The 22,155-nt window shown below is 43.6% G+C and carries 14 protein-coding genes; all 14 read left to right on the top strand.

All coding sequences use genetic code 11. The features are described from left to right. Positions 1-8: 8 nt before the first annotated feature. The gene (locus ABR189_RS10040) at positions 9-1,697 is read left to right on the top strand and encodes a RagB/SusD family nutrient uptake outer membrane protein (protein WP_354660345.1); all 1,689 of its coding nucleotides are present in this window, start codon (positions 9-11) and stop codon (positions 1,695-1,697) included. Positions 1,698-1,908: 211 nt separating this feature from the next. Next, positions 1,909-2,913, top strand: a complete 1,005-nt coding sequence (locus ABR189_RS10035; protein ID WP_354660344.1) for a LacI family DNA-binding transcriptional regulator — start codon at positions 1,909-1,911, stop codon at positions 2,911-2,913. A gap of 412 nt (positions 2,914-3,325) precedes the next feature. Further along, complete coding sequence (locus tag ABR189_RS10030; RefSeq protein ID WP_354660343.1) at positions 3,326-6,316, top strand: SusC/RagA family TonB-linked outer membrane protein; 2,991 nt, start codon at positions 3,326-3,328, stop codon at positions 6,314-6,316. A gap of 18 nt (positions 6,317-6,334) precedes the next feature. Then, entirely contained in the window at positions 6,335-7,936 is a 1,602-nt protein-coding gene (locus ABR189_RS10025; protein WP_354660342.1) for a RagB/SusD family nutrient uptake outer membrane protein, read from the top strand. A 33-nt stretch (positions 7,937-7,969) separates the two neighbouring features. Beyond that, complete coding sequence (locus tag ABR189_RS10020) at positions 7,970-9,109, top strand: alpha/beta hydrolase (RefSeq protein WP_354660341.1); 1,140 nt, start codon at positions 7,970-7,972, stop codon at positions 9,107-9,109. A gap of 69 nt (positions 9,110-9,178) precedes the next feature. After that, on the top strand, positions 9,179-11,032 hold the full coding sequence (locus ABR189_RS10015; protein WP_354660340.1) for a glycoside hydrolase family 13 protein: 1,854 nt from the start codon (positions 9,179-9,181) through the stop codon (positions 11,030-11,032). A 65-nt stretch (positions 11,033-11,097) separates the two neighbouring features. After that, positions 11,098-11,757, top strand: a complete 660-nt coding sequence (gene pgmB / locus ABR189_RS10010; protein ID WP_354660339.1) for a beta-phosphoglucomutase — start codon at positions 11,098-11,100, stop codon at positions 11,755-11,757. A gap of 73 nt (positions 11,758-11,830) precedes the next feature. After that, positions 11,831-14,155: a glycoside hydrolase family 65 protein gene (locus ABR189_RS10005; RefSeq protein WP_354660338.1), complete on the top strand. Its 2,325-nt coding sequence runs from the start codon at positions 11,831-11,833 to the stop codon at positions 14,153-14,155. A 90-nt stretch (positions 14,156-14,245) separates the two neighbouring features. Beyond that, the gene (locus tag ABR189_RS10000; protein WP_354660337.1) at positions 14,246-15,643 is read left to right on the top strand and encodes an MFS transporter; all 1,398 of its coding nucleotides are present in this window, start codon (positions 14,246-14,248) and stop codon (positions 15,641-15,643) included. Positions 15,644-15,953: 310 nt separating this feature from the next. After that, the gene (gene tatA / locus ABR189_RS09995; protein WP_354660336.1) at positions 15,954-16,163 is read left to right on the top strand and encodes a twin-arginine translocase TatA/TatE family subunit; all 210 of its coding nucleotides are present in this window, start codon (positions 15,954-15,956) and stop codon (positions 16,161-16,163) included. A 264-nt stretch (positions 16,164-16,427) separates the two neighbouring features. After that, positions 16,428-16,673, top strand: a complete 246-nt coding sequence (locus ABR189_RS09990; RefSeq protein ID WP_354660335.1) for a hypothetical protein — start codon at positions 16,428-16,430, stop codon at positions 16,671-16,673. A gap of 201 nt (positions 16,674-16,874) precedes the next feature. Beyond that, the gene (locus tag ABR189_RS09985; RefSeq protein ID WP_354660334.1) at positions 16,875-17,477 is read left to right on the top strand and encodes a sigma-70 family RNA polymerase sigma factor; all 603 of its coding nucleotides are present in this window, start codon (positions 16,875-16,877) and stop codon (positions 17,475-17,477) included. Between the two features lie 63 nt (positions 17,478-17,540). Continuing rightward, positions 17,541-18,518: a FecR family protein gene (locus ABR189_RS09980; protein WP_354660333.1), complete on the top strand. Its 978-nt coding sequence runs from the start codon at positions 17,541-17,543 to the stop codon at positions 18,516-18,518. A 110-nt stretch (positions 18,519-18,628) separates the two neighbouring features. Next, complete coding sequence (locus ABR189_RS09975; protein WP_354660332.1) at positions 18,629-22,123, top strand: SusC/RagA family TonB-linked outer membrane protein; 3,495 nt, start codon at positions 18,629-18,631, stop codon at positions 22,121-22,123. Positions 22,124-22,155 lie beyond the last annotated feature (32 nt).

Here is a 22,155-nt window from a genome sequence, read left to right as displayed (position 1 = left end):
TGACGAAGATGAAACGTACAAATATCATATATACATTAGCGCTGTCATTGCTGGTTATGTCTGGCTGTAAGCGGGACTCCTTTCTTGATCTGAATCCGGATGATGCCTTTAGCGATCCAACCTTTTTTAAGAACGAAGCGGATTTGAAGCTCTATTGTAACGGGTTTTATAATACACTTCCGGTAATGGATGCAGATGCGGATAATAATTCGGATAATATGGTACCCCGTGATAAGAATAAATTTCTTTCGGGGCAATACATTGTACCAGTTGTAAAGGATGAGGATAATGATGAATGGAACTGGAAAAATGAAAGAAGTGTTAATTACTTTTTACAACGTTATCAACGTGCGGATGCCAGTGCGGAGATCAAAAATAAATATGCTGCAGAAGCCCGTTTTTTTCGTGCAATGTTCTTCTGGCAAAAAGTAAAACGTTATGGAGATGTGCCCTGGTTTACTACTGACCTGAATGAAAAGTCACCGGAATTATATTTACCACGTACCCCTCATAAGCAGGTAATGGATTCTGTGTTACTGGATCTCAACTTTGCGGTAGCTAATCTGCCGGAGCCTGCCAATGCAGAAAAAGGGCGGATACATAAGTATGCTGCAGCAGCATTAAAAGCACGTATTTGTTTGTGGGAAGGAACGTACCGTAAATATCATGGAATGGGAGATGATCAGCCCATGATCCGGGAAGCAGCTACAGCAGCAGAGGTGGTGATCAATTCCGGTGTTTATGATATTTATACTACCGGCAATCCAACATCGGATTATTACAATCTTTTTATTCAGGAAGAATTGCTGGGTAATAAGGAAGCCATCTTAGCCAAACGTTTTCTGAAAGATGTATACATGCATAATCTTACCCGGCAGTTGGGAGAGAATAATACAGGATTCAGTAAGAATTTTGTCCGTTCATTTCTTTGTACAGATGGTTTACCAACCTCATTAAGCCCACGGTATAAAGGAGATGATTCCCTGAATGCAGAGCGGGCCAACCGTGATCCCCGTTTTACACAGCTGATTGCTACGGAAGGTTTTGTATTCCAGGTGGATGCAAATGGCGGAAAGGATATCATTACGCTGCCCCGTATAGGCACCAGTGTTACCAGTACCGGCTACCAGCGTATCAAAGGCCGTTCTTCCAGCCTGGCACAATGGAATGCAAACCAGTCTACCCTCGATCTGTTTATTTTCCGTTATGCAGAGGTATTGCTGGCATATGCAGAAGCCAAAGCGGAGCTGGGAGAGTGCGATCAGGCTGTATTGGATAAAACAATTACCAAGCTCAGAAGCAGGGTAGGGATGCCGGCAATGCAGCTGAGTACCCTTGTAAAAGATCCAAAATCAGATTTTCCTGCTTTAGGTGTTTTGTTGGATGAGATTCGCCGGGAAAGAAGAATAGAACTGGCTGCAGAACGTTTCCGGTTTGATGATCTGCTCCGCTGGAATGCCGGTAAGTTAATTGAAAATCCCGAAACAATTCTGGGTATGAAGCTGGTACCTGCCATCAAAGCCCAGTATCCTAATCAAAACCAGGTGAAAGACCTGATACTGGATGCCAACGGATATATACGGGTATATACAGATATTACGAACCGTGTGTGGAATAATAAAATGTACCTGTATCCTATTCCTACACAGGAACTTACATTGAATCCGAAGTTGCTGCCACAGAATACCGGTTGGTGATTTTGAGGTAAGGCAAGCATTTTCAGGGGCTGTACAGGATGGTTGATGACCACTTGTACAGCCCTTTTTAAATGGGAGAATCAACGAGGTAAACTTTTTTTATTTATTTTAGATGCCGCATCCATGCATATGGAGCAGCCTATGTTTGCCGAAACAGCCACTTTGAGAGACTGACCGGCAGGAGGAAGCCAAAATTTAAACAGTGTTTATAATGGACAAGATGGATATCAAGAAGCTGGCGAAGGACTTAAACCTGTCAACATCCACGGTTTCAAGAGCTTTTAGAGGAAACAGTGATATTAATCTGCAAACAAAAGAGCGGATCCTGGCCAAAGCCAAAGAATTGAATTACCAGCCTAATCTTTATGCCAGCAACCTGCGGGAGAAAAAAAGTAAGACGATTGCAGTCATTGTACCAGAACTGGCCAATAATTTCTTTTCCCAGGCCATCAATGGTATTGAGCGGGTGGCGCGGGAAAAAGGTTATCATACCCTTATTTATGTAACAGATGACGACTATCAGCGTGAAGTATCTTTTATAGATGATCTCTATAATGGAAGAGTGGATGGTGTGATCATGTCAGCCTCCGGAGAGGCCAATGATCATAATTACCTGAACAAACTGCGCAAAAAACATATGCCACTGGTGTTTTTTGATAGGGTATATGATGATATTGAAGTCCCTAAAGTAACTACGAATGACTATGAAAGCAGTTTCCTTGCCACCAAGCACCTGATTGAGGCAGGCTGTAAAAAGATCGCTTTCCTGGTAATCAATAAAAGTCTTTCTATTGGTAAAATGCGTACGCAGGGATATGTAGATGCACTGGAAGATGCAGGTATTCCTTATAAACAAAGCTGGATCATAGATTGTAAGAATGACCACCAGGAGAATTACCAGGTATTGTCCAGGCTGATGAATACTTTGCAACCGGATGGTCTTTTTGCATCTGTAGAACGTTTAGCTATCAGCAGCTATTATGTATGCCATGATTTGGGTATTGCCATTCCTGAGCAGGTAAAAATCCTGAGTTTTTCAAGTCTGGAAATAGCTTCTTTACTAAATCCTGCGTTGACCACCATCACGCAGCCCGCTTATGATCTGGGGGCTAATGCCGCCCAGTTGCTTTTTAAAACGCTGGAAGGAGGGACTGCGCAAAAAGAGCAGCTGGTGTTGAAATCCTCTCTTATTCCACGGAAGTCTACAGCAGGGTAGGGCCCGCTGATACACGCTATCAGGTTGCATCTTCAGGAATATTATGCCCGCAGGCTTCTAGGCTTTTCAAAAAAAAATACTTCCGCATGTTGGAATTCACAATTTTTTAATACTTTAGCATAACGTTATGATTTTTTTTATTCCACAATCCGGGAACGATCCCGGGAACGTTCCCGGAAAGGCGTCCAAAACCGAAAAACGAAACGATATGCATCCGATTTAGACCAAACAATTATTCTGCTGGCATACAAACTCTTGTTATCTAAACTTGTTTATGCAATGTACAGGCATTGAAACAGGTAATAAGCCTCTCTATGCCAATATGTAATGAGATTTCAACCTATCAGGGCTTAAAAGCACAAGATGTGCCGTTGTCATTAACTAAATTCTTTATCAACTAAACAAAGCTTACATGAAAAAAACACGCCTCACCAAGTATGTGTTTCTGCTGTGTTTCATGGTGATGTCTCTGGCCACCTATGCACAAACCGGCAGCATTAGCGGAAAAGTTACGGATGAGTCCGGGCAGCCATTACTAGGCGCTACCATTGTTATAAAAGGTACTACCCGGAATGCTATTGTAAATGAGTCCGGTGAATTCCGCATTACCGGCGTTAGTAATGGTACAGTGACACTCCAGATAAGAATTATCGGATATAAAACGAAAGAGCAGCAGGTTACTGTAAATGGGGATGTAACCGCTAATGTGCAGCTTTCATCAGATACACAAGGATTGAATGAAGTAGTGGTAGTGGGATATGGTACGCAGAAAAAAGGAGACCTCACAGGATCTATAACTGCTATTACTGCCAAGGATTTCAACAAAGGGCCTTCTTCTACGCCGGAACAGCTGATAATGGGAAAGGTGCCAGGGGTACAGATTACCACTAATGGCGGTGCACCAGGATCCGGCAGCAGGATACGTATCCGTAGTGGCTCTTCCTTAAATGCCAGTAATGAACCCTTATATGTGATTGATGGGGTACCGTTGGATAATTCGGAAGTAAAAGGCACCTCCAACCCACTAAGTTTTATCAATCCAAATGATATTGAGTCATTCAACATATTAAAAGACGCCTCTGCTACTGCCATCTATGGTTCGAGGGCCTCTAACGGAGTGGTTATCATTACTACCAAAAAAGGTAAAAAAGGAGATAAGCTGCATGTAAATTTCAGTACCCTTAATTCTGTATCAAAAAAGGTGGGGGAAGTAGATGTGCTTTCCGGAGATCAGTTCCGGCAGATCGTAAAGGAACATGGTGCTGCGTCCCAGCAGGCATTATTAGGTACCGCCAATACCAACTGGCAGGATGCTATATATCAGACAGCTTTAAGTACAGATAATAATATCAGCCTGAGTGGTTCATTAAAAGCGTTGCCTTATCGGGTATCCATCGGCTACCTGGGACAGGAAGGGATAATAAAAACTTCCAGCCTTAAACGTACCTCTGCATCACTGAGCCTGAATCCCCGTTTCTTTAATGATGACCTGAAAGTGGACATCAATGTGAAAGGAACCAACAGTGATACCCGCTTTGCAGATATGGGTGCTATTAATGCTGCTGTGGCTTTTGATCCTACCCAACCCATTCATGCCAATAATGATTTTGGTGGTTACTTTGAATGGCTGGAACCTACTACAGGTAAGCCCAATACACTAGCCACCCGTAATCCTTTGGCCATGCTGGAATTAAAAGATGACAGAGGAAATCTGAAGAGAAGCATCGGTAATATTCAGCTGGATTACAGACTTCCATTTTTGCGGGATCTCAGAGCTAACCTGAATCTGGGATACGATATTTCCAAAACAGAAGGAAGAACGATCATTCCTGCCTATGCAGGTAGTATGTATCAACGCGGTGGTCAGAACAAGGAATATTCCCAGAAGAAACAAAATAAATTACTGGAATTTTATCTGAACTATACCAAGGACCTGAAGAATATAAAAAGTAAGATTGATGTTACCGGTGGTTATTCCTACCAGGATTTTATCCGGGATGAACCTGGCTATGCGGACCTAAATGAAAAAGGAGAGGTGATCAACGCAGCAGGGAATCCGTTTAAAACACAAAGTACATTGATCTCTGTTTTTGGACGTGTAAACTATAATTATGACGAAAAATATCTGTTTACCGCTACCATACGACGGGATGGTTCTTCCAGGTTTGCACAGCACTGGGGCACTTTCCCATCGGCAGCACTGGCCTGGAGAATTAGTCAGGAACCATTCCTGAAAAATTCCACTGTACTCTCCGACCTGAAACTGCGGCTTGGATTTGGTATTACCGGTCAGCAGGATCTGTTGGTAGACTATCCTTACCTTCCCCGCTATACACTCAGTGATTCTACTGCCCGTTACCAGATGGGTAATAAATATTATCTGACGCTGCGTCCTGAAGGATATGACAGCAATATTAAATGGGAAGAAACCAAAACGTACAACGCAGGGCTTGATTTCGGATTTTTAAATGGCCGTATTTCCGGTAGTGTAGATTATTACATCAAGAAAACCAAGGATCTACTCAGTGTTATACCTGTGCCGGCAGGTTCTAATCTCACCAATGAGCTGCTGACTAACGTAGGAAATATTGAGAACAGAGGAGTGGAATTTGCTATCAATGCAAATCCTGTAAGCAGTGCACGTTTTAATTGGGATGCCGGATTTAATATTACCTATAACACAAGTAAAATCACCAACCTGAGTAAAATAAATGATCCGAATTCACAGGGTATTTTAGTAGGCGTGATTTCCGGTGGTGTAGGTAACAATGTACAGATCCATACAGTAGGATATGCACCTTACTCGTTTTATTTATACAAACAATTGTACGATAAGGATGGTAAACCGGAAGAAGGTAAGTATGAGGATGTAACCGGGGATGGTAATATCAGCTCAGATGATAAAGTACGTTTTAAATCTCCTGATCCGAAAGTATTTTTGGGTTTTAACTCGCAATTCTCTTATGACAAATGGAGCCTGAGCTTTGCATTGCGTGGCAGCTTTGGGAATTATGTATACAATAATGTAAGCTCAGATAATGGCGCATACAGGAATTTCTCTTTTTCCAATTATCTCACTAATGTATCCTCCAGCATATTAAAAACCAATTTTGAAACCAACCAGTTCTTCTCTGATTATTACCTGGAGAATGCTTCTTTTGTAAGAATGGATAATATCAGCCTGGGATACAATTTTGGCCGGATTATAAATGGGAAGGTAGGGCTGCGTTTAGCTGCCAGTGTACAAAACGTATTTGTCATTACAGACTATAGCGGACTTGATCCTGAAGTGGGCATCAGTGATGCCAGTCTGAAACCTGAAGAAAAAAGGATATCCGGTATAGATAATAAGATGTATCCGCGGCCACGTACCTATTCTTTGGGTGTGAACCTTGATTTTTAACATTCAAATCAGCAAAAGATGACAACTAAATTCATATACAACCTGTTGTTGGCCGGTATTATTGCAGTAACGGTAAGCTCCTGTACGAAGGACCTGGATCGCCAACCTTTTTATGATCTTACTTCTGCCAATGTTTATAATGACTTTAATAATTATAAGCTGGTATTGGCCAAACTATACGCAGGGTACGCTGTAAGCGGTCAGCAGGGGCCGGCAGGTAAACCAGATATAGGTGGGATTGATGAAGGTTTTTCCAATTATATCCGGCAGTACTGGCAGGCGCAGGAATTGCCTACTGATGAGGCTGTAATTGCCTGGAATGATGGCAGCCTGCCAGATTACCATACGATGAAATGGACTTCTGCCAATGAATTTATCAGGGCGGTGTATAACCGTATCTTTTACGAGATTTCCATCTGTAATGAATTTATCCGGGAAACAACCGATGATAAATTAAACAGCAGAGGAGTAACCGGAGCTAATCTGGAAGATGCCAAACATTTCCGTGCAGAGGCCCGTTTTTTAAGAGCCTTAAGCTATTGGCATGCTTTGGATTTGTATGGCAATGTACCTTTTGTAGTGGAAACAGATGTAATAGGTGGTGGCTTTTTTCCCAAGCAGATCACCCGGGCCGACTTATTTACTTACATAGAAAAGGAATTAAAAGAGATAGATGTAGAGTTGACAGATGCCCGTCAGAATGAGTATGGCCGTGCTGATAAGGCTGCAGCCTGGACGCTGCTGGCAAAACTGTATCTCAATGCAGAGGTATATATCAAGCAACCCAGGTATACAGAATGTATTACTTATTGCAACAAAATAATAGGGGCAGGGTATGTTTTACAGGATAATTATCGCTATCTCTTCCTGGCAGATAATAATCTTTCCGGAGAAATCATCTTCCCGATCACCTTTGATGGGATCAATACAAAATCGTACGGAGGGATGACTTATCTGGTGCATGCTGCCGTGGGCGGTAGTATGAATCCTGCTGCATTTGGCATTAATGGAGGCTGGGGCGGTTTGCGTACTACCAAGGCATTTGTTAACCTCTTTACAGATGTAACAGGAGCTACAGACAAACGTGCTATGTTTTATACCAATGGCCAAAAACTGGAGATTGACGAGATCTCTACTTTTACTGATGGGTATGCTATTGGTAAATACCGCAATGTAAACAGAGCGGGTGTACAGGGATCTGATAAAACAGGTGATTTCCCTGACACAGATTTTCCGATGTTCCGCCTGGCTGATGTATACCTGATGTATGCCGAAGCAGTACTGCGCGGTGGCACAGGCGGTAGTGCAGGAACAGCATTGCAATATGTAAATAACCTGCGCCAGCGGGCCTATGGAAACACCAACGGCAATATTACTGCGGGCCAGCTGAATCTTGATTTCATCATCAATGAAAGAGGCAGGGAATTATTCTGGGAAGGTCAGCGCAGAACAGATCTGATCCGCTTTGGGAAATTTACGGGAGCTGCTTATTTGTGGCCCTGGAAAGGTGGCGTAAAGCCAGGAGCCGCCGTTGAGGATTACCGCACGCTTTTCCCGATTCCTTCGTCCGACCTGACTGCCAATCCCAATCTTAAACAAAATGACGGATATGGCCGTTAAAAGCCTTTCCATGATTCAAAAGCTAACAGCGCAATGAGGATACAACGTTTGGCAATTATTTTTTTCTCAGGATTGCTTTTTCATAGTGGGTTTTTACAGGCACAGGAACGTGTGCTCACCATCAGGGTGATAGCACCAGCCAATACGCCTGCAAAAGATACTTTACAGATAGTGGGCAGCGATTTGAAATGGGGGGACTGGTTTTCCAGGAACGGTGCGAAAATGAAAAAGGAATCCGACAGTTTGTGGAGTTATCAGGCCGCTTTTCCGGTTAACAGCTCCCTGCAGTTTAAGATTACCAGAGGGTCTTACCGCAGTGAAGCCATTTACACCGGTGGAGGATTCCCACCAAATATAAATATCACCTTGGCCAAAGATACCACTATTGTATTAAGGCCGGTGAACTGGAATGACCTGATAGAAAACAGTGTAACAGGCACCTTGAAGTACCACCATAATTTTGATGATGTTAACCTGCGTTTTACCCGGGACGTTTTTGTGTGGTTACCTCCATCTTATGGAAAAGATCCTACCCGCAGGTATCCTGTATTGTATATGCAGGATGGACAAAACCTGTTTGATGCAGGTATGTCTGGTTGGTTTGGCAAGGAATGGCATGCGGATGAAGTAGCCGATAGCCTGATCCGGGAAAAAGCGGTAGAAGAATTTATCATAGTGGGCATCAGCAATACCAGAGACCGGTGGTTGGAATATTCCGGCCTGGAAAGAGGTAAAATGTATGTGAGCTTTATGGCTACGCACCTGAAACCTTTTATTGATAAGACCTACCGGACAAAGGCAGACAGGAATAATACCGCCGTAATGGGTTCTTCTATGGGTGGACTGATTGCTTTTTACAGTGTATTATGGTTTCCTGAAGTTTTTTCAAAAGCAGCCTGCCTTTCCAGTGGTTTTGTATATGATGAAGCAAAGATCATGGACAAGATCGCTACACTGCCTTTACCTAAACAAAAGCTACGTGTATACCTTGATTGTGGTGATCAGCAGATTGATAAGTACTTTTTGCCCGATAATGAAAGGATGTATGCGGTGCTGAAATCAAAAGGAATAGGAGAGGTGGTATATACTTTTGAGAAAGGGGCTGAACACAATGAAAAAGCCTGGGCCAACAGGTTATGGAAGCCATTCCTGTTCCTTTTTGGTAAAAAATAAATATCGGAAACCATTGCTTATCAGACAGGCCATTAGGTATTTTATCTGAAAATTAAAATGATCAGGGACATGAGGTTAAAACGTTTGTTGTTATTGTTGATAGGGGTAACAGGTATGACGGGTGTATTTGCCCAACAACCGCCATTGGAAAGGGTAGAACCCGCTTTTTGGTGGGCAGGTATGAAAAATCCGGCACTGCAGTTAATGGTACATGGTGAAAAAATAGCTACCCGGACGGTTACACTGGATTATCCTGGTGTTACCTTAAAGCAGGTACATCAGGTGGAGAACCCGAATTACCTGTTTCTCGACCTGGAGATTTCTCCGACGGCATTACCGGGAACTTTTCTGATCCGGTTCAGTAAAAAGGGGCAAAAGGAGCTGAAGTATACTTATGAGCTGAAAGCACGTAATACCGCACAAAAACCATTGGGTGTTACCAATAAAGACCTGATATACCTGATTATGCCGGACCGTTTTGCCAATGGAGATCCAGGCAATGATATCGTAAAGGGTATGCAGGAAACCAGCCTGAACCGTGACTCTATGTACTATCGTCATGGAGGCGATTTACAAGGGATCATGGATCACCTGGATTATTTGCAGGACCTGGGCGTAACAGCACTGTGGTTAAATCCTGTGCTGGAAAATGATCAGCCCACTACTTCCTATCACGGGTATGCACAAACAGAAAACTACAAGATAGACCGGCGTTATGGTTCCAATGAACTGTATAAACAACTGATCGATGCCATGCACAAAAGAGGCATGAAGATGATCAAGGACCTGATACATAACCATATAGGCAGCCAGCATTGGACGATCAGGGATATGCCTTCTAAAGATTGGGTGCATCAGTGGCCTGTATTTACCCGTTCTAATTTCAGGGATCAAACGCTTTTTGATCCATATGCTGCTCAGGTAGATAAAACGTTGATGACAGATGGCTGGTTTGATACCCATATGCCCGATCTGAACCAGCAAAACCCTTATGTCAGGAATTATCTGACCCAAAGCCATATCTGGTGGGTGGAATATGCTGGTATTGATGGTTTCCGGCTCGATACCTATTCTTACAATGACGCGGAGTATATGGCTGAATGGGGCCGCGCGATGAAACTGGAATATCCTTCCCTTACTTTTTTCGGAGAAACTTTTGTGAAAGGTATCCCTAACCAGGTGTTTTTTACACAGGGGAATACCGTGAACAGGGGATTTGATACTGAACTGCCCGGTGTTACAGATTTTCAGTGTCTATGGGCTATGAACGAAACGATGAATGGAAAGCCCGGATGGGATGATGGGGTAAACCGCTTGTATACTACTATTGCCAGTGATTTTGTTTATCAGGACCCTACCAGGAATGTTGTATTCCTGGATAATCATGATCTGAGCCGTTATTACTCTGTAGTAGGCGAAAATATGGATAAATATAAATCGGCACTAACCTGGCTGCTTACTACCAGGGGAATTCCACAGTTGTACTATGGCGCTGAGCTGGCTATGAAAAATTTCAGTAATCCTGATGGGCTGGTAAGAGAAGACTTTAAAGGGGGCTGGCCGGGTGATAAAGAGAATAAATTCACAGCAGGGGGGCGTACTGCTAAAGAAAATGACTTGTTTAACTATATACGCACATTGGCCAACTATCGTAAAAACAATGATGTGCTGCAAACCGGAAAGCTGATGCAGTATGTACCGGAGAATAACGTATATGTATACTTCCGGTATAACAGTGATAAAACAATTATGATAATCATGAATACCAATGATAAAGAGCAAACTATCAGCACCGGCAGGTATGCTGAAAGGATGGGAGGTTTTTCAAAAGCAGTGAATGTAATCGGAGGAACTCCTTTACCAGCTATCGACAGTATTACTGTGCCTGCAAATACGACGCTCGTAATAGCATTGTTGAAATAATGGTAAGCTGGCATAACCGGCAGCCTGAATAATAGCCTGGATTGTTATAACAAAATTTAAACCTGATGTCATTAGAAAAAAATAGTTACGCCTGCATTTTTGACCTGGACGGAGTGATCGTTGATACCGCCGTTTACCATTATAAAGCATGGAAAAGATTGGCCAATGAGCTTGGATTTGATTTTTCACCTGAACAAAATGAAGCGTTGAAAGGGATTAGCCGGGTGCGTTCCCTGGAACTGATATTAGCATGGGGAGGTGTACATAAAACACCTGCAGAGCAGCAGGAACTCGCTACCCGCAAAAACGACTGGTATGTAGCCATGATCCGAGAAATGACACCTGAAGATTTATTGCCGGGGGTGAAACATTTTCTGGAAGTACTCAAAACACGTGGTATAAAGATAGGGCTGGGTTCTGCCAGTAAAAACGCGGGCCTCATATTGGAAAGAACAGGTGTGCAGACTTTGTTTGATGCAATAGTGGACGGGAATACGGTATCGGCTTCCAAGCCAGATCCGGAAGTGTTTATTAAGTGTGCGGAAGCACTGCAGGCAAGTGCCGTTAATTGCGTGGTATTTGAAGATGCCATTGCCGGAATAGCGGCAGCAAAGGCCGGAGATATGAAAGTAGTTGGTATTGGCGATCCGCAAGTATTGGGGGCAGCTGATCTGGTAATTGCTGGTCTGCACGAAATGACCATTGAGAAATTGTTTGATTTATAAGTCGTGCGCTGATTGCTCCCCTGTAAAGATCAATGGCAGGCAATGTAATAGACGTACCGCTAATCGCTAATTTATGAAGCAATACATCAAAGTAGATGAGTGGAATATCATCGAGGAGGGATTTGCACCCCATTTAAATAAAATTTCAGAAAGTATTTTCAGCATAGGAAATGGCCGGATGGGCCAACGGGCCAATTTTGAAGAGCAATATTCAGGAGAAAGCTTACCCGGCAATTATGTGGCAGGCGTGTATTACCCGGATAAAACCCGGGTGGGATGGTGGAAGAATGGTTATCCCGAATACTTTGCCAAAGTGTTGAATGCTGCCAACTGGATAGGCATTGATATCCGGGTTGATGAAGAGGTGCTGGACTTGCACACTTGTGAAGTAAAGGATTTCAGGCGGGTGCTGAATATGAAAGCAGGTTATCTGGAAAGGTCTTTTACAGCAGTATTGAAAAATGGCAAGGAAGTGCGGGTCAATGCCAAAAGATTTTGCAGCATTGTAGATGATGAGGCAGGCGCTATACGCTATAGTATTACGCCGCTCAATTTTAAAGGCAGGCTGGTCATTACGGCTTTCATAGATGGGGATGTGAAAAATCAGGATGCCAATTATGATGAGAAATTCTGGGAAGAAGTGCAGCGGGAGGTGGGAGATAATAGTGCTATGCTAACATTGCGCACAAAAAAAACGGGCTTTGATGTATGCACGGGGATGCTTTTTGAGGTGTATCAGGAAGGGCAACGACTGGATATGCCGGTGCAACCGGTGGAGAATATCAAGTATGTAGGTGGACGGGTGAATGTTGCCATCACTACCGGGCAGGAGACGATCATTTATAAATATGCAGCTAATCTCTCGTCAGAAAACCATCCGAAAGAAAAATTACGCAACAGCTGTAAAGCAGTCATCACAGCAATTTATGAAAAGGGCTTTGAAAGGATGTTGGAAGAACAGGCGGCAGCCTGGGCAGAAAAATGGGAAGAGAGTGATATCAGTATCACGGGAGATGCTGCTGCACAACAAGGTATCCGCTTCAATATTTTTCAGCTGAATCAAACCTATACCGGTCAGGATGCCCGGCTTAATATTGGTCCCAAAGGATTTACCGGAGAGAAGTATGGAGGTTCTACCTACTGGGATACAGAAGCCTATTGTTTACCTTTTTACTTGTCTACCGCTCAGGAGCAGGTGTCTAAAAATCTGTTGATTTACCGGCACCGGCAGTTGCAAAAGGCAATTGAAAATGCAGCAAAGCTGGGATTTACCGGAGGGGCGGCCTTGTATCCTATGGTAACAATGAACGGGGAAGAATGTCATAATGAATGGGAAATCACTTTTGAAGAGATTCACCGCAATGCTGCTATTGCCTACGCTATTTTCAATTATGTACGGTATACCGGAGATACTGCTTATCTGGCCGATTACGGGCTGGAAGTATTGATCAGCATTGCGAGGTTCTGGGTGCAGCGGGTCAACTGGAGTGAAGCCCGTCAGCAGTATGTGATGTTAGGAGTGACGGGGCCAAACGAATATGAGAATAATGTAAATAACAACTGGTATACTAATACCATGGCAGTATGGTGCCTGGAATATGCGCTGGAAGTAATGGCGCAGGTGAAAAAAGAAGCACCTGCAAAATATACCGCCCTGATTACCCGCCTGGATTTTAACGAAGAAACAGCTACTATAGCATGGGGGAAAGTGATTACGCAGATGTATTATCCGGAAGATAAAGAGAGGGGCATCTTTTTACAACAGGATGGTTATATGGATAAAGAACAGGTATTGGTGAAAGACCTGGACCCGTTGCAAAGACCTGTTAACCAGAAATGGAGTTGGGACCGTATCCTGCGTTCCTGCTTTATAAAGCAGGCGGACGTTTTACAGGGAATCTATTTTCTGGAGGACCGTTATGATATGGATACTATCCGCCGGAATTTTGATTTTTATGAGCCCCGTACGGTGCATGAAAGTTCTTTGTCGCCTTGTGTGCATGCTATATTGGCGGCAAAGCTGGGAGATGAGCAAAGGGCATATGAGTTTTATCTGCGTACAGCCAGGTTAGACCTGGATGACTACAATAATGATACTGAGGATGGCTTGCATATTACCTCTATGGCAGGAACCTGGATGAGTGTGGTAGAGGGCTTTGCAGGCATGCGGGTAAAAGCAGGGCAATTATGCTTTCAACCTTTTTTGCCCGCTCAATGGCAGTCTTTTGCATTTAAGATCTATTTCAGGGGTGTTTTGTTAAAAGTGAAGGTAGATAAGAAAGAGGTGTATATCAGTAACGAGTCGGACAGGGATATAACGGTGTGCATATACGGACGGCAGATCCCGGTGAGTGCCCGGTCGGAGGAAACTGTGGGTGGCGAGATGATTAAGTTGTAATTTGAATCCGGAAACCTGGTGAGATTCTCGTGCATATGTCCCGGAGTAATTAAGATGATCTGTTAAAAACTAAAATCCCCTGTTTATCTCATGTATATCACAGCTATAGAAAAACCCAGGATGTCATTCTGGAAGATCTGGAACATGAGTTTCGGTTTTCTGGGAATTCAGTTTGGCTTTGCTTTACAGAATGGGAATGCTTCCAGGATTTTACAAACTTTTGGGGCTGGCGTGGAGCATTTATCCCTTTTTTGGCTGGCAGCTCCGTTAACAGGTATGATTGTGCAGCCTATTATTGGCCATTATAGTGACCGTACCTGGGGGCCATTGGGGCGCCGCAGGCCATATTTCCTGGCAGGGGCTTTATTAACGGCCCTGGCGCTGGTGTTTTTACCCAATGCTGCTGTACTGGCGTATTTGCTGCCCCCTATACTGATCGGGGCGGGCATGCTGATGTTGATGGATGCCTCTATCAATGTAGCGATGGAGCCATTTCGCGCGCTTGTAGCCGATAACTTGCCGGATGCGCAACGGAGTACCGGCTTTTCTGTACAGACTTTTCTCATTGGCACAGGAGCGGTGTTGGGCTCCTGGCTACCCTATATTTTGGCGGAATACCTGCAGGTGGCTAAAGTAGCACCTCCTGGTCAGGTGCCGGATAATGTGGTGTATTCCTTTTACATTGGAGCCATCGTATTGGTGGGTACTATTGTATGGACAGTGGTGACTACCCGGGAGTATTCGCCAGACGAATATACCCGGTTTAACCCGGAGCCTGCTGTACCGGAGCAGCAGCCCGATGGACGTTTAATTGATAAGGAGGCCATACCGGAGCGGGAGGGATTAAGTGCTATTCTGAAAGACTTTGTGAAAATGCCGGGAGCCATGAAGCAGTTGGGGTTAGTACAGTTTTTCTCCTGGTTTGCACTGTTTTCCATGTGGGTTTTTACTACGCCTGCCATTGCCCAGCATTTCTATAAAGTACAGGCCGGGGATACCTCGTCTGTGGCGTTTGCAGATGCAGGGAACCTGGTAGGGATCCTGTTTGGCATTTATAATGGGGTATCAGCGCTCTATGCGCTGCTGTTGCCTGCTATTGTAAAGGCTACCAGCCGTAAGCTGGCCCATGCTTTTTCTTTAACGGCAGGCGGACTTTCCCTTATTGCCATTTTCTTTATCACCACACCAGGGATGCTGATTTATCCTATGATAGGGATAGGGCTGGCGTGGGGGAGTATCCTGTCGGTACCTTACACCATGCTGTCCAGTGTGATTCCTGCCAGGAAAGTAGGGGTATATATGGGCATCTTTAACTTTTTTATCACCTTCCCCCAGATTGTGAATGGATTGCTGGGAGGCTTGATAGTCAAGCATTATTTTAATGGGTTGGCCATTTATGCGCTGGTAATGGCGGGTGTTTTTATGATGATGGCCGCCGTTGCCGTATTATTTGTGAAAAATGGTGAAAAGCTGATACACAAGGCCTAGATAAAAGCTGCTGATGATTTATCTTTCTTTTTTAGGCCGACTATAGTAAAATCCTGAAATTTTTTCTAAAATTGCATCTGCTAACGCAAAGATGAACATGGTAAACAAAAAAGTGTTTATTTACGTATCTTTGTATGGGTGTATTTTATTTCCAGAGCATAACGAATAATCTTTTTTAAATATTTATTTGTTAGCGGAAGCCCGGAATTGCTCAAAGCGTTCATTAATAGTACTTTACAGCAAGTACGGGAAGAGAATAGAATCAATACCAGCGTTACATTTAATTCACAGAACTTTTAAATACCAGAAAATGACTACTTTTTTTGTAAAATCTCAGTTTTTATTCCTGCAGGAAATAGGAGTAAAAGAATTGTTGCTGATTGCTTTGGTGATCCTCCTGTTATTTGGCGGAAAGAAAATCCCTGAGTTGATGCGTGGCCTGGGTAAAGGAATCAAGGAATTTAAGAATGCCAAAGAAAATAATGATACAGAAGTAGAAGTAAAGGGTGATTCCAAATAGGAATAACTCAATTTACTTGCTGCAAATAAAGTTCCCGGATACTATAAAGAGATTTGATTGAGTGGTGAGCATTGCAGTAGCAGTGGATACTCCTTGAAAAAGTAAGTCTTATAGGTATTGAAGAAAGTTATTTAATTCCCGGCCCTAAACCAGGATATAAAAAGACCCGCTATTAATAGCGGGTCTTTTTTGTTTTATTGACAATTAATCACTTAAAAAAACTTGGCCTGTTCTGCTGAAAGTAGTATTTTAAAGAAAAATACTATGGAACCATTTATTTTGGATTTTGATCTGGAAGGGAAAAATTACCTGGTACAGGTAACCGAACTGCAATTAAATGGGATAACCCAATTTGTAGCAGAGGTAAATGCAGATCGCAAGGTTGTATACACCTTGCAAAAGAATGGAACCCTGCAGCCTGATGGGGATAAAATTCGTGATGTACCATTGCTGAATGCCATTGCCACCAGGATACTTGAATTGAAAAATGCAGTGGAAAGAAACGGGTAAACGCTTTTATTGTTAGTGGTCATATATTATGTTACGTGTCATAGCTGTATAGCTATGACACTTTTTTTTGCCGCCATAGATCCTGGCTGCTGCCTCATTTTTCATACCACTAGGTTTTATGTAAACTTATTATTAATTTAAAACAATGTTGTTTTGGCTGCGGAAGAGTTAGTATACTTTTACCATCGCTAATATTACTTAATGGAAATTACTACTACACATACCCACGCAAATAAAGGTGATTGGGACAAAGAAAGTTTCCATGCCCTGTTTAATGAATATTACCCTGTTGTATGCCGTTATACCTATAGCATTGTAAATGATATAGAACAGGCGAAGGATATCAGCGCAGAATTGTTTTGTAACCTATGGCAACAACGTGGGCACACCAGTATTCATACCAACCTGAAAAATTATCTCCTTGTAAGTGCCCGGAGAATGGCCAACAAATATTTGCACCAGCTGGCCAAAGAAAGGAATGGGAATCAGGAAGCCCAGTACTTTATTGATCTCACAACCAGCAATACTGCCAATCAATACCAACAGCTGGTAAGCCGGGAATCCCGTGTAAAACTGGATAAGATTCTTCTGAAGATCAGCCCGCTCCGCAAAGAAATTATTGACCTGAAATTATTGGGGCTCAATAATAAAGAAATTGCGATTGTAATGAACCTCTCTTATAAAAAAATAGAATACCAGCTGAAAGAAGCGATCAGGGAATTACAGGAAGAAATAAAAGCCGTTCCCGAGCTACAGGCAGAACTGGTTTTCCTGATCGTTAACCTTGTGTTGGTGTTGTCTTAACAATTCGTTAACACTTATTTTGCGGAACTCCCGCCGTTTTAATGCTCCTGTATTAAACCACTCTTGAACTGGGAACAACTCATTAAGATCATTCGCCAGCAGGCAACCCAAAAAGAACAGGAGCAGTTTGATGCCTGGGTAAATGCTTCCACCGAAAATAAAGCTTTATATGAGGCATTAGTGCAGCGGCAGCAACTATTGTCGCAAGTGGTGGATGATGCGCTTGTACAGGGAGCGTGGGAAAAGATGGTTCCCCGATTGGGTAACAGGATACCAAAGACTAATAGGGTATCGCATAACCTATTTAAGTATGCCGCTGCAGCAATTGTCTTGGTAGCTGTTGTTGCCGGCTCGTGGCTTTTGCAGTCACGTTCACAAAAGTCTGTTTCACCGGTACCGCATTGGGTAATAGCAAAGGCTGGCAGCCGGGAAAAAAAGAAAGTAATCCTGCCGGATAACAGTGTGGTGTGGATGCAGTATAATTCTACCCTGCAATATGATAGCATTGGTTTTAATGACACGTCCCGGTTACTGATGCTGAATGGAGAAGCCTTTTTTGAAGTGGCTAATGCGCCTGAAAAACCTTTCCGTGTACAAACACCGCATTTGAAAATAACTGTACTGGGCACCTCTTTTAACATCGCCGCCCGGAATAACAGCCCACAGGAGGTAACGGTAGCCACCGGAAAAGTGAAAGTGGCTGGTAATTATGTAAATGAAATCCTGTTACCTGCACAAAGTGTAACCTATGATCCTTCAACAGGAAACCTAAAAACAGGACGTATCAGCTTACTTGCTGCTACTGCTGTAAAAGACAATCAGCTCGTTTTTGAAAAGGATGATATCGTGGCTATAGCAGCTAAAATGGGCAAGTGGTACAACCGACAGGTAATAGTAAAAGGTACGGTACGACGCAAGATATCATTCACAGGTACCATAAAGGATACCGGTTTGGAAGATGTTTTGGAGGGGCTTGGGTATCTGGCCGGATTTACCTATAAAATCGACACAACCAGCATTACTATTTATCCGGATAAATAATCCCGGCATCCCATATTCCCTGCCTGCTGTATGGCCAGTAAAAAATTTCAGCACACAGGGTAATCAGGATCGTTCGTAAAGTGTTTTGATAACATCATAAAATTTTCCAGGTGAAACAATTAGTTATACTTATGTTATGCTGCTTTGCCAGCATGGGACTCTATGCCCAGCTCTCAGCAAAAGTTGTCCAGGTAGGAAGAAAGGACATTACACTTGGTGAAATACTGGCGGTTTTGCAACAAAAAGAAAAGTTGTCCGTGATGTATGATGATAATATTCCTAAACACCAAAGCATCCATTTACCAGCTACTACCGCCAGTTTGCAGGAGCTGTTGCAGCAGGTAGCTGCACAAACGGGGCTGGAAACAAAGATCATTAACAACAGCATCTATATCCGTGGTACAGCAGTAGAGAAAAGCTCACAATTACTGCAGGTATCGGGCACTGTAAGCAGCGCGGATAATCAGGAATTCTTACCGGGAGTAAGCATCGTTACCGGTAGCAAGAAACCTTTAGGCGTAACAGATGCCAATGGAAAGTTCCGTTTCAGCGTACCACCAGGTACGCAGGTAGTATTTTCCTTTGTAGGATATCAGCAGGTAAAACAGGTAATTAATAAAAGTGATGATCAGCTGGACATTCATTTAACACCCGACAGAAGAATGCTGGACCAGGTAGTGGTAACTGCGCTGGGCCTTACCCAGGAAAAAAAATCATTGGGATATGCTGTGCAGGAGCTGAAGGGAGACCAGATGAATGAAGCCAGGGATAATAACTTTATTAATTCGCTTTCAGGCAAAATTGCCGGTGTAAACATCATTTCCAGCGGAGCAGTGGGTAGCAGTGCCCGCATTACGATTCGGGGCGAATCTTCTTTGAATTATCAGAAGAACCAACCACTGATGATCGTAGATGGTATCCCGGTAGGAAATGATCCGGTTCAGAATACAACGGAAGCAGATTTTGGTAATTCCGCCGGAGAATTCAATCCTGCAGATATTGAATCGGTGACAGTGTTGAAAGGCCCTGCCGCTTCAGCGCTTTATGGTTCCCGGGCAGCGAATGGTGCAATTGTAATCACCACCAAATCAGGTAAAGGCAGAAGAGGATTAGGAGTGAGTGTCACCAGCGGGCTTACCTGGGAAACCCCTTTAATACTTCCCAAATTCCAAAATGATTTTGGCAGGGGGAATGGAAACGATTACGTGGGATCTAATTTTGGCTACAGCAATAACGGGTTATATCCTAATGGCGTAAATGATGGTACGGATGAAAGCTGGGGGCCACGTCTGGATGGATCCTTACGCGGACAGTTTAATTCTCCAACCACCAATGGATACCGCGGAGGGGATGTATACCTGCCTAACCGGGGAGATATTATCCCTTCCCCCTGGATCCCACATCCTAACAGCGCGCGCGACTTTTTTGAAACCGGTCATACCCGCTTTAACGCAGTTGCTTTCAGCGGTGCCAATGATGTGGCAAATTTCCGTTTCTCCTATACGAATCAGGATGAAAAAGGGATAGTGCCGAATAACGACCTTACCCGTAATTCCTTTAAGCTGAATGCAGGGTATAAGCTTTCCAGCCGCTTGCTGGCAGAAACGTCTGTCAACTATACCAAAAGCAAAAGTACCAACCGGCCTGACCTGGGATATGGTCGTAATAAACCGATGTACTTTCTGCTTTGGATGACGAGAGATGTTGATATGAACAGCCTCCGTAATTACTGGCAACCCGGTCTGGAAGGCATTCAACAGTTTCAGCATAATTATGAAGAAGACCATAATAATCCTTTCTTCTATCAATATGAAAATACAACGGGGCAAGACAAAAATCAGTTGTATGGTAATGTAAAGCTGACCTATAATATCCTGGACAACCTTAGTCTGATGGTAAGGGGAGGAACGGATTATTATAATGATTTCAGACCCAAAAGAATGGCAGTTAGTACTATTGATAACCGTAAGGGCTTTTATGAAGAAACTACGCTTGGATACCAGGAGAATAACTTCGACTTCCTGTTGAGCTACAAGAATAAGGTAGCTGCTTTTAACTATAGTTTATCACTGGGAGGAAATGCCATGGAAAGAACACGTACCCGTCGTACCAGTACTGTAGAGCAATTGCTGATACCAGGTGTTTATAATCTTGATAATACTGCGGTGCCACTAAAAGGATCATCTTACAATGAACGCAGAAAGATCAACAGCTTCTATGGTTTTTTTCAGGCAGACTACAAAGGGAAGGTATACATTGGCTTAACCGGGCGTAATGACTGGTCCAGCACATTGCCGGTAAATCATAATTCCTATTTCTATCCTTCGGTGAATACCAGCATTTTATTTAATGAAATATTTGCTTTATCCCCGAAAATTGATCTGCTGAAATTACGGGTAGGTTTTGCACAGGTAGGTAATGATACCGATCCTTATCAAACGATGACGAGCTACTATTTTCAGGGGCTTTGGGGAGGCTTGCCCTCCCTGGCTGAGGATGGCAGTTTGAAAAGCCTGCAATTGAAACCTGAAAGCAGTAATACGATCGAATTGGGTACAGAAATGATGTTTTTCAAGAACAGGCTGGGGATTGATATTACCGTTTACAAAACAAATTCCAAAAATCAGATCCTGCCACTGCAAACGGCTAACTCATCAGGCTATGGTAGCCGATTGGTCAATGCCGGAGAGATTGCCAACCGGGGGCTGGAAGTGATGCTTACCACGGTGCCGGTTAAACTCAGCAACTCTTTTCAATGGAACCTGAACGTGAATTTTGCACGGAATGTAAGCAAAGTGGTTGCCCTGGCACCTGGTGTGGATAAGCTGGTACAGGCAGCACCAGGAGAGGATGCCACGATTGAAGCCCGGGTAGGAGAACGGATGGGAGGCTTGTATGGGCCGGGTTTTCAACGGGTAAAAGAAGGGGACCTGAAGGGCATGATTATAATAGGCGCTAACGGCCGTCCACAAATAACGGCGGATCCTATTTATCTGGGTAATATTAATGCAGACTGGACTGCAGGCATTACCAATCGCCTGGCTTATAAAGGTTTCTACGCTGAGGCATTGTTGGATATCAGCCATGGGGGCGTATTTATTTCCCGGTTCCTGAATAAAGCGATAGGTGCCGGACAACTGGCAGAAAGTGCAGAAGGCCGTATTGCCAGGACTAAAGGGGAAGAGTATGACGAATCAAAACCTTATTACAGGGACGGAGCAGCACTGATGCCGGATGGCAGCTACAAACGGAACCTGGAAGTATTTGATGGCACTTTCAGCAAGGGAGTATATGGTACGGCCATCCGCGATTTCCATAAACGTTATTATGATCATAATTCTGAAGCGCAATTGCTGGACAGATCTTTTGTGAAACTGCGGGAGTTGAAAGCCGGATATAGCTTCCCCAAACGCTTGTTTCATCAGCTGCCAGTGCAGTCACTTACGCTTTCACTGGTGGCCCGTAACCTGTTCCTGTGGACTAAAAACCCGCACTTTGACCCGGAAACAGGTGCTTCTACCGGGAATGGCTTAGTAGGTGGATTTGAAAACCTGAGTATCCCTACCAGCCGCAGTATAGGGTTTAACCTGAATGTAAACTTTTAAGTACTTAACTGCCGGATGGTGCTGTACTACTA

Source organism: Chitinophaga sp. H8, assembly GCF_040567655.1.
GTDB classification, from domain to species: Bacteria; Bacteroidota; Bacteroidia; order Chitinophagales; family Chitinophagaceae; genus Chitinophaga; species Chitinophaga defluvii.
Note: the sequence above shows the minus strand (reverse complement) of the source record. Positions and strands in the feature narration are given on the sequence as shown.